This window comes from Streptosporangium sp. NPDC050284 (genome assembly GCF_044459525.1).
Classification (GTDB): Bacteria; Actinomycetota; Actinomycetes; order Streptosporangiales; family Streptosporangiaceae; genus Streptosporangium.
Map to the genome: position 1 here is coordinate 90,830 of NZ_JBITIZ010000010.1, position 13,769 is coordinate 104,598.

At 64.5% G+C, this 13,769-nt stretch carries 11 protein-coding genes; 6 read left to right on the forward strand and 5 right to left on the reverse strand.

Features of this window, described 5'->3' with window-relative positions; all coding sequences use genetic code 11:
- Positions 1-15 precede the first annotated feature (15 nt).
- The 5 genes from nuoL (at position 16) to ACIBH4_RS23455 (ending at position 6,752) form a co-directional block, all read left to right on the forward strand.
- Entirely contained in the window at positions 16-1,878 is a 1,863-nt protein-coding gene (gene nuoL / locus ACIBH4_RS23435) for an NADH-quinone oxidoreductase subunit L (RefSeq protein ID WP_362515494.1), read from the forward strand.
- Positions 1,878-3,491, forward strand: coding sequence for an NADH-quinone oxidoreductase subunit M (locus ACIBH4_RS23440; protein ID WP_362515289.1), 1,614 nt, complete (start codon positions 1,878-1,880; stop codon positions 3,489-3,491). The genes nuoL and ACIBH4_RS23440 overlap by 1 nt, the downstream gene beginning before the upstream one ends.
- On the forward strand, positions 3,488-5,038 hold the full coding sequence (gene nuoN / locus ACIBH4_RS23445) for an NADH-quinone oxidoreductase subunit NuoN (RefSeq protein ID WP_362515285.1): 1,551 nt from the start codon (positions 3,488-3,490) through the stop codon (positions 5,036-5,038). The genes ACIBH4_RS23440 and nuoN overlap by 4 nt, the downstream gene beginning before the upstream one ends.
- A gap of 14 nt (positions 5,039-5,052) precedes the next feature.
- Positions 5,053-6,048, forward strand: coding sequence for a polyprenyl synthetase family protein (locus tag ACIBH4_RS23450; protein WP_362515282.1), 996 nt, complete (start codon positions 5,053-5,055; stop codon positions 6,046-6,048).
- Between the two features lie 350 nt (positions 6,049-6,398).
- Entirely contained in the window at positions 6,399-6,752 is a 354-nt protein-coding gene (locus ACIBH4_RS23455) for a MarR family transcriptional regulator (RefSeq protein ID WP_362764765.1), read from the forward strand.
- On the opposite strand, the gene rarD is transcribed toward ACIBH4_RS23455, so the two are convergent.
- Positions 6,665-7,696 carry an EamA family transporter RarD gene (gene rarD, locus ACIBH4_RS23460; RefSeq protein WP_362515276.1) on the reverse strand — a complete coding sequence of 344 codons (1,032 nt, stop codon included), beginning with the start codon at positions 7,694-7,696 and terminating at the stop codon, positions 6,665-6,667. The genes ACIBH4_RS23455 and rarD overlap by 88 nt on opposite strands.
- 136 nt (positions 7,697-7,832) lie before the next feature.
- Here rarD and msrA point away from each other — a divergent pair, with 136 nt between their 5' ends.
- Positions 7,833-8,495 (forward strand): peptide-methionine (S)-S-oxide reductase MsrA, encoded by a 663-nt coding sequence (gene msrA, locus ACIBH4_RS23465; RefSeq protein ID WP_362764768.1) that lies wholly within the window; start codon positions 7,833-7,835, stop codon positions 8,493-8,495.
- Between the two features lie 194 nt (positions 8,496-8,689).
- Here the strand turns inward: msrA and ACIBH4_RS23470 are convergent, their stop codons facing one another.
- The 4 genes from ACIBH4_RS23470 to ACIBH4_RS23485 all read right to left on the reverse strand — a co-directional run bounded on the left by ACIBH4_RS23470 (position 8,690) and on the right by ACIBH4_RS23485 (position 13,723).
- Positions 8,690-12,109: a tetratricopeptide repeat protein gene (locus tag ACIBH4_RS23470; RefSeq protein ID WP_362764771.1), complete on the reverse strand. Its 3,420-nt coding sequence runs from the start codon at positions 12,107-12,109 to the stop codon at positions 8,690-8,692.
- A 782-nt stretch (positions 12,110-12,891) separates the two neighbouring features.
- Positions 12,892-13,104 (reverse strand): hypothetical protein, encoded by a 213-nt coding sequence (locus ACIBH4_RS23475; RefSeq protein WP_362764774.1) that lies wholly within the window; start codon positions 13,102-13,104, stop codon positions 12,892-12,894.
- Positions 13,101-13,355, reverse strand: a complete 255-nt coding sequence (locus tag ACIBH4_RS23480; RefSeq protein ID WP_362764777.1) for a hypothetical protein — start codon at positions 13,353-13,355, stop codon at positions 13,101-13,103. Before ACIBH4_RS23480 ends, ACIBH4_RS23475 begins: the two co-directional genes overlap by 4 nt.
- Positions 13,352-13,723 (reverse strand): hypothetical protein, encoded by a 372-nt coding sequence (locus ACIBH4_RS23485; protein ID WP_362764780.1) that lies wholly within the window; start codon positions 13,721-13,723, stop codon positions 13,352-13,354. Before ACIBH4_RS23485 ends, ACIBH4_RS23480 begins: the two co-directional genes overlap by 4 nt.
- Positions 13,724-13,769 lie beyond the last annotated feature (46 nt).

The following is a 13,769-nucleotide window of genomic DNA, read 5'->3' on the forward strand; positions in this document are numbered from 1 at the left end:
GGAGTCTCCTGGCTCATGATCGCCCTCCCGCTGCTCGGCGCCGCGGTCCTGTTGCTGGGCGGGCGTCGCACCGACCGCTGGGGGCACCTCCTCGGCGTCGCGATGTCCCTGGGCGCCTTCGTGGTGGCGGTCGCCGCCTTCGTCGAGATCCTCGGCCTGCCCGAAGCGCAGCGCCGTCAGGGCGTCTCGCTCTACCAGTTCATCCCCGGCCTCGCCGACATGGGGCTGCTGATCGACCCGCTCTCGATCAGCTTCGCCCTGCTGATCACCGGTGTGGGATCGCTGATCCACATCTACTCGATCGGCTACATGTCGCACGACCAGGACCGGCGCAGGTTCTTCGCGTACCTGAACCTGTTCGTCGCGGCGATGCTCCTGCTGGTGCTGGCCGACAACTACGTCGCCCTGTTCATCGGATGGGAGGGCGTGGGCCTCGCCTCGTACCTGCTCATCGGGTTCTGGCAGTTCAAGCCCTCGGCGGCGGCCGCGGCGAAGAAGGCCTTCATCGTCAACCGCGTCGGTGACGTCGGCCTGCTGATCGCGATCTTCACGATGTTCACGACGTTCGGCACGGTCGCCTTCGGCGAGCTGTCCGGCCAGACCGTGAGCGGGGCGATCCAGTCCGGCGGCGCCTCGCAGGGCACGATCACCGCGATCGGCCTGCTGCTGCTCCTGGGCGCCTGCGGCAAGTCGGCCCAGCTGCCGCTGCAGTCGTGGCTGCTGGACGCGATGGAGGGCCCGACCCCGGTCTCGGCGCTCATCCACGCCGCGACCATGGTCACCGCGGGCGTCTACCTGGTCGTCCGCTCCGGTGCGTTCTTCGAGGCGGCCCCGACCGCGCAGCTCGTCGTGACGATCGTCGGTGTGGCCACGCTGCTCGCCGGTGCGATCATCGGTTGCGCCAAGGACGACATCAAGAAGGGCCTCGCGGGCTCGACGATGTCGCAGATCGGCTACATGATGCTCGGCGCGGGCCTCGGCCCCGTCGGCTACGCGTTCGCCATCGCGCACCTGATCGGGCACGGCTTCTTCAAGGCCAACATGTTCCTCGGGGCGGGCTCGGTGATGCACGCCATGAACGACGAGGTCGACATGCGCAAGTACGGCGGGCTGTTCTCGGTGATGAAGGTCACCGCGGCCACCTTCATCGTCGGCTACCTCGCGATCATCGGCTTCCCGCTGCTGTCCGGTTACTTCACCAAGGACGGCATCATCGAGACGGCGATGCACCACAACCAGATCCTGGGCTGGCTCGCGGTCCTGGGCGCGGGCATCACCGGCTTCTACATGTCGCGGATGGTCTTCATGACCTTCTTCGGCAAGAAGCGCTGGGCCGACGACGTGCACCCGCACGAGTCGCCCTCGGTGATGACCGTGCCGCTCATCGTGCTCTCGATCGGCTCGATCGTCCTGGGCGCCTTCATGATCCTGGACAACCGGCTCATGAGGTTCCTCGCCCCTGCGGTGGGCCTGCCCGAGGAGCTCCCCGGGTTCCACCCCTTCAGCGTCCCCGGCCTGACCACGCTCGCGCTGGTCGCCGTCGGTGTCGTGCTCGCCTGGTTCCGCTACGGTGCCGCCGAGGTTCCCCGGGTCGCCCCGCGCGGCTCGTTCGTCACCACCTTCGCCCGCCGTGACCTGTACGGCGACGCGCTGAACGAGGCGCTGTTCATGCGCCCCGGCCAGTGGCTGGCCCGCATCGCGGTGTTCTTCGACAACCGCGGCATCGACGGCCTGGTCAACGGCCTGGCGGCGGGGATCGGCGGGACCTCCGGGCGGCTGCGCCGCATCCAGACCGGCTACGTGCGGTCCTACGCGTTGTCCATCCTCTTCGGTGCCGCCGTGGTCGTTGGCGCGCTGCTCTACGTAGGGAACATGTGATGCCCTGGCTCTCGACCCTGATGGCCGTGCCCGTTCTGGGCGCGGTGGGTGTCTCCCTTGTCAAGAGTGACAAGCTCGCCAAGCAGCTGGCCCTGGTGGTCTCGCTCGTCGTGCTGGCGCTCACCGGCGCCATCGCGGCCCAGTTCAGCCCGAACTCCGAGACGCGGTTCCAGTTCGCCGAGGTCTACGAGTGGATCCCGAGCTTCGGCGTCCGCTACGGCGTCGGCGTCGACGGCATCGCCCTGGTGCTGATCGCGCTGTCGGCGGTGCTCGTGCCGATCGTGATCCTCGCCTCCTGGCACGACGCCGACGGCTCGGGGGCCGCGGCACCGCCCAAGCGGTCGGTGAAGACCTACTTCGCGCTGCTGCTGGTGCTGGAAGCGATGATGATCGGCGTCTTCGCGGCGACCGACGTCTTCCTGTTCTACGTCTTCTTCGAAGCCATGCTCATCCCGATGTACTTCATGATCGGGTCGTACGGCGGGGCGCAGCGGTCCTACGCGGCCGTGAAGTTCCTGCTGTACTCGCTCTTCGGCGGCCTGCTCATGCTGGTCGCGGTGATCGCGCTCTACGTGGTCGCCGAGAAGAACACCTTCATGTTCCCCGAACTGATCGGGGCCGTTCAGGACCCGACCACGCAGAAGTGGCTCTTCGCGGGCTTCTTCATCGCGTTCGCGGTGAAGGCGCCGCTGTGGCCGTTCCACACCTGGCTGCCCGACGCCGCCGCGCAGGCCCCGGCCGGTGCCGCGGTGCTGCTGGTGGGCGTGCTGGACAAGGTCGGTACGTACGGGATGCTCCGCTTCTGCCTGGAGCTGTTCCCCGAGGCGTCGAAGTTCTTCACCCCGCTGGTGATCGTGCTCGCGGTCGTGGGCATCGTCTACGGCGCGATCGTGGCGATCGGCCAGACCGACATGAAGCGCCTGATCGCCTACACCTCGATCTCGCACTTCGGCTTCATCGCGCTGGGCGTCTTCGCGATGACCGCGAACGCGGGCGCGGGCGCCACCCTCTACATGGTGAACCACGGCTTCTCGACCGGCGCGCTGTTCCTCATCGCCGGATTCCTGATCTACCGTCGGGGTTCCAGTCAGATCGCCGACTACGGAGGCGTGCAGAAGGTCGCCCCGCTGCTCGCGGGCACCTTCCTGATCGCCGGTCTTTCCGGGCTCTCCCTGCCGGGTCTGTCCACGTTCGTCAGCGAGTTCATGGTCCTGGTCGGCACCTACGAGCGCTACCCGATCCCGGCGATCATCGCGACGAGCGGCGTCGTCCTCGCGGCCGTCTACGTCCTGTGGATGTACCAGCGCATGATGACCGGTGCCACGAACCCGGCGTACGCCGTGGCCGCCTCCTCCGCGAAGGAGCCGGTCTCCTCGGGGGAGGAGCCCGTGCGGGTCGAGGGTGACTCCCCGAAGAGGACCTACGCCATGCCCGATCTCGACCGGCGCGAGAGGCTCGTGGTGATCCCGCTGATCGCGGTGCTCCTCGCCCTGGGCTTCTTCCCCAAGCCGGTGCTCGACGTGATCAATCCCGCGGTGGACAAGACGCTCACCAGCGTCAAGATCGACCAGCCCAACCCCGCCGTGGCAGACCAGAAGGGGGCCGGCGAGTGAACGGCACCATCAAAGCCCCGATGATCGAGTACGCGTTGCTCTCGCCGGTGCTGCTCGTCTTCGGCGCGGCCATTCTCGGCGTGCTGATCGAGGCGTTCGCGCCCCGCTACCTGCGCAAGTCGATCCACATGCCGCTCACGCTGCTCGCCCTGCTCGGGGCGTTCCTCATGACGGTGCTCAACGCCGTCAACGGCCTGCCGGACACCCCGGCGGCGATGGGCTCCATCGCGGTGGACGGGCCCTCCCTGTTCATCTGGGGCATCATCCTCGTTCTCGCCCTGGTCAGCACGCTCCTGATCAACGACGAGGATCAGTTCGTCGCGCAGGCGGCGGCGGTGCCGGGAAGCCCCGACGAGGAGGAGGCGATCCTCAGCGGTCACGCCCAGACCGAGGTCTATCCGCTGCTGCTGTTCTCGGTCGGCGGCATGCTGCTCTTCGCCGCATCCAACGACCTGCTGGTCATGTTCGTCGCGCTTGAGGTCCTGTCCCTGCCGCTGTACCTGCTCTGTGGCCTGGCCCGTCGTCGCCGCCTGCTCTCGCAGGAGGCCTCGGTCAAGTACTTCCTGCTCGGCGCGTTCTCCTCGGCCTTCTTCCTGTACGGGATGGCCCTGGTCTACGGCTACGCCGGGTCGGTGGACCTGCGGGCCATCAGCGACTCGCTCAGCGCGGTCAGCGGCCAGGAGACGCTGCTGCTGATCGGTACCGCGATGCTCGGCATCGGCCTGCTCTTCAAGATCGGAGCCGCGCCGTTCCAGGCGTGGAAGCCTGACGTCTACCAGGGCGCGCCCACCGCGGTCACCGCCCTGATGGCCTCCACCGTGCTCGTCGCGGCCTTCGGCGCCGTCCTCAGGGTCTTCTGGGTGGCTCTGGGCGGTCTTGAGTGGAACTGGAAGCCGGTCATGTGGGGCGTCGCGATCCTGACGATGATCGTCGGCGCGGTCCTGGCCATCACCCAGACCGAGATCAAGCGGATGCTCGCCTACTCCTCGATCGCGCACGCGGGCTTCCTGCTCACCGGTGTCGTCGCGGTCGGCGCCGCCGAGCAGAACGCGCAGGCCCTGTCGGCGATCCTGTTCTACCTGGCCGCGTACGGCTTCACCACGGTCGGCGCCTTCGCGGTCGTCACCATGGTCCGCGACGCGGGCGGCGAGGCCGGGCACCTGTCCCGGTGGGCGGGTCTGGGCAAGCGCGCCCCGGTGCTCGCGGGCATCTTCGCCTTCTTCCTGCTCGCCTTCGCCGGCATCCCGCTCACCAGCGGCTTCTTCGGTAAGTACGCCGTTTTCTCCGCGGCGGTCGCCGGTGACGCGCTGCCGCTGGTCGTCGTGGGTGTGGTCAGCTCGGCGATCGCGGCGTTCTTCTACGTCCGCGTCATCGTGCTGATGTTCTTCAGCGAGCCCTCCGCCGACGGGCCGTCCATCGCGGCTCCCACGGTGGGCACCTCGGCTGTGGTCGCTCTCGCGGCAGCGGCTACGGTAGTGCTCGGAGTCTTCCCGCAGCCGGTGCTCGATCTCGCGGACAAGGCTGCGTCCGCGCTGTTCATTCGCTAGAGGAGTAACGTTTCATGGCTGCGCCACCGGTTGTTGATCTCCCTCTTGTCGACGAACGGCTGGCGCAGGACCTCGCTACCGGACTGGCGGAGGTCGAGAAGCTGCTGCGGTCCTCGGTGCAGAGTGAGGACGCCTTCGTCACGGAGGCGTCCAAGCACCTCATCGAGGCCGGCGGTAAGAGGTTCCGGGCGATGCTGGTCCTGCTCGCCGCCCAGTTCGGCTCACCGGAGTCCGAGGGCGTGGTGCCGGGGGCCGTGGTGATCGAGCTGACCCACCTGGCGACGCTCTATCACGACGACGTGATGGACGAGGCCTCGGTCCGCAGGGGCTCCGCCTCGGCGAACGCCCGCTGGAACAACACCGTGGCCATCCTGACCGGCGACTACCTGTTCGCCCAGGCGTCGGAGATCCTCGCGGACCTCGGCTCCGACATCATCAGGATCCAGGCCCAGACGTTCTCCCGCCTGGTGCGCGGCCAGATTCGCGAGACCATCGGCCCGCGCCCCGGTGACGACCCGGTGGCCCACTACATCGGGGTGCTGGCCGACAAGACCGGCTCGCTGGTGGCCACCGGCGGCCGGTTGGGCGCGATGCTCAGCGGTGCCCCGCCCGAGATCATCGAGCGTGTGACCCGGGCCTGCGAGGCGATCGGGGTCGCCTGGCAGCTCGGCGACGACCTGCTCGACGTCGCCGCCGAGACGGGCGAGTCGGGCAAGACGCCAGGAACCGACCTGCGCGAGGGCATCAAGACCCTTCCGGTGCTCTACGTCCTCGCCTCGGACGCTCCCGAGAACGCCCGCCTACGCGAGCTGCTGGCCGGTCCGGTGGCGGAGGAGGACATCGAGGAGGCCCTGCGCCTGCTCCGCGCCGACCCCGCCATGGAGCGTGCCCGCGCCGAGCTGCTCGCCTGGGCCGACCGTGCCCGCGAGGCGCTCGCCGGCCTTCCCGACATCCCGGCCCGCGCCGCCTACCTGGCACTGTGCGACTACGTGGTGGAGCGGTCCGGCTGACGCCCGGCCCATCGTGTGGGTCGGGCCGGGTCCCGTCGCCCGGCACGTGCCGGGGAGCCGTTCTGCCTGGTCCTGACCACGTCGGGGAGTTGTTCGCCCGGCCCTGACCCCGCCGGGGGCCGGTCACCTGACCCGCGCGACCACGTCGTGAAACGTTCGGGCCGGCTGTCGCGGGCATGATCACCGGCCGGCTCGGCCAAGCCTGTTTTTCGTGTCTTTTCCACGATATTACTTGCAGATAAAAGCAAATAATGTACGTGCATGTAGACTCCTGCCGATGGAACACCCTGGGAGGAATCACCATGTCATGGGACCGTTTCGCCCTCTTACACGCTCGCGTGGAGGCGGAGTTGACCAAGGCACTCCAGCGCGGGCACGGCCTCGGCCTGTCGGAGTACCGCGCACTGGGACGGCTCGCCACCGCTCCTAGCGGCTGCATGCGCATGCAGGAGCTCGCCGAGGCGGTGGGACTCAACCAGAGCTCGGTGACCCGTCTCGTCGCCCGCCTCGAAGGGGCCGGGATGACCCGGCGCGACCTCTGCTCGGACGACCGTCGAGGCGTCTACTCGGTGATCACCGATGAGGGGCGCACCCGCCTGGCGGGGGCCACGCCCACCTACGAGCGCTCCCTCGCCGCGGCCCTGGAACAGGCCGACATCGACCCGGAGCTCAGCCCTCTCGTCCTCGCCGTACGCGGCTCCTGACCGTCCCCGGTCACCGTTTCCACGTTCCCGGTCTCTCGTACCGGGACGGATTTCGCGGCCGTTCGGCGGGACCGGGCGGCCGTTCTGAGGCTGTCCCAGGTGAAGACCGCCAGTGCCAGCCAGATGACACAGAACCCCAGCCAGCGACTGGGCGGCATGACCTCCCGCATGACGAACACGCCGCACAGGAACTGCAGCAGCGGGGCGATGTACTGCAGCAGGCCGATCGTGGTGAGCGGTATCCGGATCGCGGAGGCGGTGAAGCAGAGCAGCGGGACGGCGGTGACCACACCCGCCCCGGCCAGCAGCAACGCGTGGCCCGCTCCCACGTTGCCGAACGTGTTCGTCCCCTGCTGTTCCAGATAGACCAGGTAGCCCAGCGCGGGTAGCAGCAGCACCAGCGTCTCGACCGTCATGCTCTCCGCCGCGCCCACCCCGGCGGTCTTCTTTACCAGCCCGTACGTGCCGAAGCTGGCGGCCAGCACGAGCGCGATCCACGGCGGACGTCCGTAGTCAAAGGCGAGGATGACCACCGCCACCGTGCCCAGTCCCACCGCGACCCACTGCCACCTTCGCAGCCGCTCCTTCAGCAGGAACACTCCGAAGAGCACGCTGACCAGCGGGTTGATGAAGTAGCCGAGAGCTCCTTCGACCACGTTGCCGCTGTTGACGGCGTAGATGTAGAGGCCCCAGTTGACCGTGATGATCGCCGCCGCCAGGACGAGGAGGCCGAGCTTCCGCGGAGTGCGCAGGAGTGCGCGGAACCAGGACCAGTGGCGTCGTACCGCCAGGATGGCGACCACGGCGACGAGGGACCACGCGATACGGTGAGCGAGGATCTCCAGGGCGGTGGAGGGCTTCAGGAGCGGCCAGTACAGCGGGAACAGTCCCCACATGCTGTAGGCGGCGATGCCGTACAGGACTCCCCGGCGTGTTTCAGGCATGTAGCCCATCTTCGCCCCTTACTTTATTTAACACAATTTAGTAGTGCTTTTCTCTCTGTTAAGAGATCCTTACGGGAACACGGAGGGGCGGCCCATGGTTGCCTCCTGGTGAGAACGTGTCAGGAGGAGGTTCACAATGGGCTGGTTGTTCGGCAAGGACAAGACGACGATGGTGTCCCCGGAGAACGCGCTCCCGGGCCGCCCCACACCGATCATGGCGCCCGGCCGCCACGCTGTCCTCGACTCTCCGCTCGCCCCGCCGTACCCCGAGGGAAGCGAGATCGCAGACTTCGGCCTCGGCTGTTTCTGGGGCGCCGAGCGCATCTTCTGGCAGACCCCGGGCGTGATCTCCACCTCGGTCGGATACGCGGGTGGCTACACCCAGAACCCCACGTACGAGGAGGTCTGCAGCGGCCAGACCGGTCACACCGAGCTCGTCCGCGTCGTCTTCGACCCCTCCAAGGTGTCGTACGAGGAGCTGCTGCGCGTCTTCTGGGAGGCGCACAACCCCACCCAGGGCATGCGCCAGGGCAACGACGTCGGCACGCAGTATCGCTCGGCGATCTACTTCAACTCCCCCGAGCAGGAGAAGTCGGCTCTCACCTCGCGTGACGCCTACCAGCAGGTGCTCACCGAGTCGGGCTACGGCCCCATCACCACCGAGATCGCCCCGGCGGGTGCCTACTACCTTGCCGAGGAGTATCACCAGCAGTACCTCCACCGCAACAAAAACGGCTACTGCGGGATCGGCGGGACGGGCGTCGCTTGTCCGGTGGGTCTGACCTCCGGCGAGGCGTAGACCTGCGGATTTAGCCAGATCCTGGCCCTTGATCACCCGGTGCATCCGGTGTCGATCTTGGGCCAGAGCTGTTTTCGGCGACAAGTATCACTACAGGGTCAAGGCAGCCCGCCTGCGGCGGCCTGCGCGCGTCGGGCGGTCGCTGGCCGCGCTGCGGCTCTTCGGCCGGTCGCGGCCCGCGCCACCCACGCGCTTTATTGCTCGTGATTGCTCCTGTCGTTGCTGCGAAGCATCCGCACTTCAATTTCCACGGCTGAGACATCTTCTTGTCGCCCTATTCGCGAAAGGACGATTGCTAGATTATTTAGGGCTTCAGATAGGCTAGATCGGAAACGATTGGGGTATTTTGCGGTCAACTCGCGATATATGGCAACAGCTTCTTCAATGACGGGGTAGGCTTCGTCGATACGATCTAGATCTGAAAGGTATGTGCAGAGATTTGAGAGGGAGAGCGCCAGATCAGGATGATAGCGATCGGGAAATTTGATCGACAGTTCGCGATATATAGTGACGGCTTCTTCGGCATTGGTGAGAGCATCATCGATGCGGTCTTGCTCTGAAAGGTGGACACCTACATTAGATAGGGAATTAGCGAGTTCGGGGCGAAAGCGCTCTGGATAAAGTGCGGCAAGGTTGCGACGGATTTCGACGGCTTCTAACTCGGCAGCTAGGGCATCAGTAGGGCGGTTCAGTTCTCGGTATCGGCCGCTTATGTTGGACAAAGAACGAGCGAGGTCAGAACGGTAGGAGCCAGGGAATATCTCATCCATTTCACGATATATTTTAAGGCCTTCTTCGGTAGCGCAAAGAGCATCAATAAAGCGATTCAATCTCGCATAATGACTGCCTAGATTGGTTAGGGAATGGGCAAGGTCGATGCGGTATGACTCAGGGTGGGCCTCAACTAGCTTACGATAGATGGCGGTGGCTTCTTCGGCCGCATTAAGGGAGTCGACGTAGTGTCCTATTTCCGAATGCGCCAGACCTAGATTTGTCAAGCAGCGAGCGAGACTGTACCGGTGTTGATCGGGATAGATCTCGACCAAATTGCGATAGATGGCAGTAGCTTCTTCAAGAATATGAAGCGCGTCTTTAATGCGGCCAAGTGCCGAATAGCGGATACCGAAATTCATTAAGGAACGGGCAAGGTCAGGCTGATAACGCTCGGGGTAGGCACTAGCCAACTCGCGGTAGATGGAAGTGGCTTCTTCGGCAGCGAGAAAGGCATCAGAGGGACGGCCCTGCTCTGAGAGTGCCAGGCCAAGATTCGATAGGGATGCAGCGAGGTCCGACCGGTGGCGATCAGGGTAGCGTGCGGCTAGCTCGCGATGTATAGCGACGGCTTCTTCAACTACAGAGAGGGCGTCAGCGCGACGGCCAAGTTCCGCGTAGTGCATACCGAGGTTTGTCAAGGATGCCGCGAGGTCGGGTCGGTAGCGGTCGGGGTAGATCTCAACTAACTCACGTCGGATAGCAACTGCTTCTTCAGCCACAGGGATAGAGTCGACTGAGCGGCCAAGCTCTGCATAATGCATACCAAGGTTGGACAGGCAGCGGGCGAAGTCGGGTCGGTAAGGGTCAGGGGAAGTCTCGGACAGCCCGCGGTAGATGGCGGTAGCTTCCTCAATAGCTGCGAGGACATTGTTAAGGCGGCCAAGATTCGAGAATATTATGCTGAGATTGGACAGACTGCGGGCGAGGTCGGGGCGGTAGCGGTCGGGGTAGGCTTCAGCTAGGTCACGGTAGATGGCGACAGCTTCCTCAGTAATACGCAGCGCTTCGAATAAATTGTTCAATTCTGCATAGCGAACGCCGAGGTTGGACAGAGAGCCAGCGAGGTCAGGTCGGTAGCGGTCTGGGTAGACCTTAACCAATTTACGACGGATAGCGACGGCTTCTTCAGCGATGGGAAGTGCGTCAGTGGGGCGACCCAGTCTTGCGTAATGGTCATCCAAAACAGACAGGGAGGCGGCAAGATCTGGAAGGTAACGGTCAGGGGAGCGCGTGGCCAACCTTAGACAGATTGCCACTGCCTCCATGCTCATAGACAGAGTTTTATCTGGACGGCCGAGCACGACCGTAATCATGGCAACACGCCTCATCCAACGAATGCGTTCTGCGCTGCATTCCTCTTTAGGAAAACTCTCAAGAATCTTGTGTGCAATAATCGAGTCTGCTTCGGCTAGCGATAGTGAGGGATAGGGGATTGCGTTCGATATTGCTATCAACGTCTCGCGCGGCGCATCAAGGTCAGACGCCACGTGAGAAATCAACGGCACAATTCGCTCTAGCAGACGTTCGGCAGATTTATAATCGATCGACGCTCGCCCTAGTGTTATTAAGGCGTGACGCGCCTGGGTTTCGCTTAAATTAGTTAGGCACGAGGAAGCTAACTCTTCTGATGCGTCAAACTGGCGAGTGATGTGCAGTTCCGCCAACCGGTCCGGCCGCAGACTCCCTAACCAACTCTGTCCATCGTCAGCAGGATAAAGTCCATGCAGCCAGGAAAGGATCTTCTCGGTCTGCGGAACACCAGGAATCCTGCCTAGCAGTTCCGCCGCCTCGGCGCGATCACGTGCCCCTAGCAGTGTTGCTGCGGCCACAATCTGTCCGAGCACCTTCACTGTCAGGCCTTTAGGTCCATCACATATCCCCGCCGCCTTCGCACTACCGTGCCAAAACCGAGCTTCATGCCCCAGGAGGTCTTCAAGTACCCCAGCAAGATCAACGTGGACGGTCTCGGTCCCTGGCCGTTGTTCTGCCTCCAGAACACCCACCAAAGCAGACGCATGCAGATCAAGAACTCGTGCTTGCCCGCTCATCTCTTCGAACACAATTTTGGGCACAGGCACTACATCTCGCGCCCTAGCGAAGTCCGTCACTGCGGCATTCACTAGATCTATATCAATTAATTCTGCCCCCAGTAGGGGAGACAGGAGCATCTGCTCCACTGTCGCACTGGCATGCATCTGTCTAACTGGTCGTTCGCCGGCACTCAAGCGATCCCACCACTCACCCGCACTGCGGGCCAGAAGCAGTAACCGCACACCTGCTCCGTCATCGGCTACTACCGACGACAGCAACGTTTCCAACCCAGTACGAGTCTCGGCGTAGTCCACCACTAGCAGGACCCATCCCTTGGAGGCCTCACGAAAGCGCTCTAGTGCTGTCGTTTCCTGCCCATCTCTAACGTGAAGCACACCCCACTTTTGCATGTCTAGGCGAGATTCCAGCTCCAGCATCAATCGGGTTTTTCCCACTCCGCCTGGGCCGATGATTAAGCGTACTTGCGTTTCGGTAATATCGGCACACCATGCTTCTAGTGTGGCTAACTCTGCCTGCCGCCCAAGGAAGCGGACTACCTTGCGATCCGCAGCGAGCAAACTCGCTGGCCCTTCATCCCTGCTTATCAGCCTTGCTGCGAACTCCGCGCCCTCTCGCGCGTGAGATCCAGCTCGCCATGCCTCATAAACCATAGGAGCAAATGCCCCCAATGCCGCACCTGCAGCAGCCCCCAGCACCGCCGCTAGCGGCTTTCCTTCCGCCAGCGCGGCCGCAGCACCTCCCATGAGTGCCAATGCGATGCCAAGCCCAAGCGCACGTTTCCCCGCCATAGCGCCATCTGTAGCCCATGTCATCGCCTATTGCAGCCTCTGTTACTTAACCGGAATCGGTCACACCCGCGACAACGGTTTGCTCCAGACCACACATGAAGCATGTTCGATCAGTAGCTGCCGCGGGGCTTCCGTTCCTCAGGCCTGGCGGCCCTGCGGTACGGGTCCCCTTGCCATCGGATGACGGGGCTGGCCGCCTGCCTGAAGACTGTGTGTACAACAGAGGGATAAGGCGGCCCCTACTTTCCGCTGGGGGAGGCTTCTTCTACGTCAGGTGTCGTCGGCGTGTGGGAAGCGCTTTCGTAACGCCTCCATGGCCTTCGCCGGATCTCGGCTGATCTCCTGCAACAACTCATCAATGGCCGCATCGGCCCGCCTGGCTCTGTGGAGACGTAAGCGGATCTTCATTCGGCGGAGGCGCAAGCGGAGGCGGTCCAAAACGGACATGCGAGGAAGCATCTGGTCTCCGAATGAACGAGAGAAGCCCTCGTCTCACGGGGAGAGGGCGAGGGCGGGACGGGTAACGCGCCCGTCGGTGTACGGGTGGGCCCTCGCTTGACTGGGGAAGGCGGACGAGGGCCCGGGGTCCGGCGGTGCAAGGGGGTGCGCTGCCTGCCGGACGAGGTGGGTGGTCCCGCCCCATGCCGTCCCACTCTTCGGGATGGCTCTCCCCTCCAGGTCGGAGCGGGACCACGGACCCCACGAGTGAGCGCCTGCGCGCACCCGCCCGCGGGGGTCTGGCCCGACCGCCGCCGCTTCAATAAGCACCGGCAGCCGGGGGATTACGGAAGCTCGCTGTCCCCTCGGCGAGTGCTCATGGACGTCTTATGGCGGGGTGCGTGTCTCTTGCTTGGGCTGGCCGTGCAGGCGACTCGATCGAGCTTCGGATCCAGGCGCCAGTTCAGGTAGACGATCCCGTCCAGTGCGGACTTCCGCTCAAGGTCGTAGTCGCAGTGGTCGCAGACCGCGTGAGGCGTGCCGAAATCGGAGCTCATGCCGAGGCTCCCCGAAGGATCTCCTGCCTGGCGAGCTCGGTTGCCAGCTCCCGCGCGGTCTCGGCCTCCACGGTGCGTCGGAACGGGGACTCTGGAGCGGCTTGCTCCTCGGTCAGCTCTTGGTGGTGGGTGCCTCTCCAGTAGCCGGTGGGACTGTGCCAGAAGCTCCAGGTGGGAAAGGCTTCGGTGAGGATCTTTAGCCACTCGGCGTCGTCGATCGGCAGACTCGGGTCAGGTAGCACGAGGGTCATACGGGTGCCACCTGTCGGACGTACAGCTCGGCCCACGACATGTGGTCGTCTCGGGTGCTGCGAGATCCGTACCGGTCAGCGAGCGCGGACACCAGCTGCCATACGTCCGAGGGTTTGGGGGTACCCGGCTTCGGCGTATTTGGGTCACGAACCTCGAAGCGGATGCAGTTCGGGGCGATGGTCGTGACGAGGCGGATGGCGCTGCCCTGTTCGGTTCGGGTGAGGGAGTCGGAGACCATGGCGCGCACCACCTGTTCGGCGTCATCGATGCGGTCAGGCTGGTGCTGCTTGGCGATGGTGCGAGCGTGCTGTACGGCTGCGTCGACGCTGCCGGGCAACGGCGCGTAATCCTGTGAGTAGGTCGACATGATCACCACCAGGAGAAGAGCGATCCGGCTATCCGGCTCGCTAGTC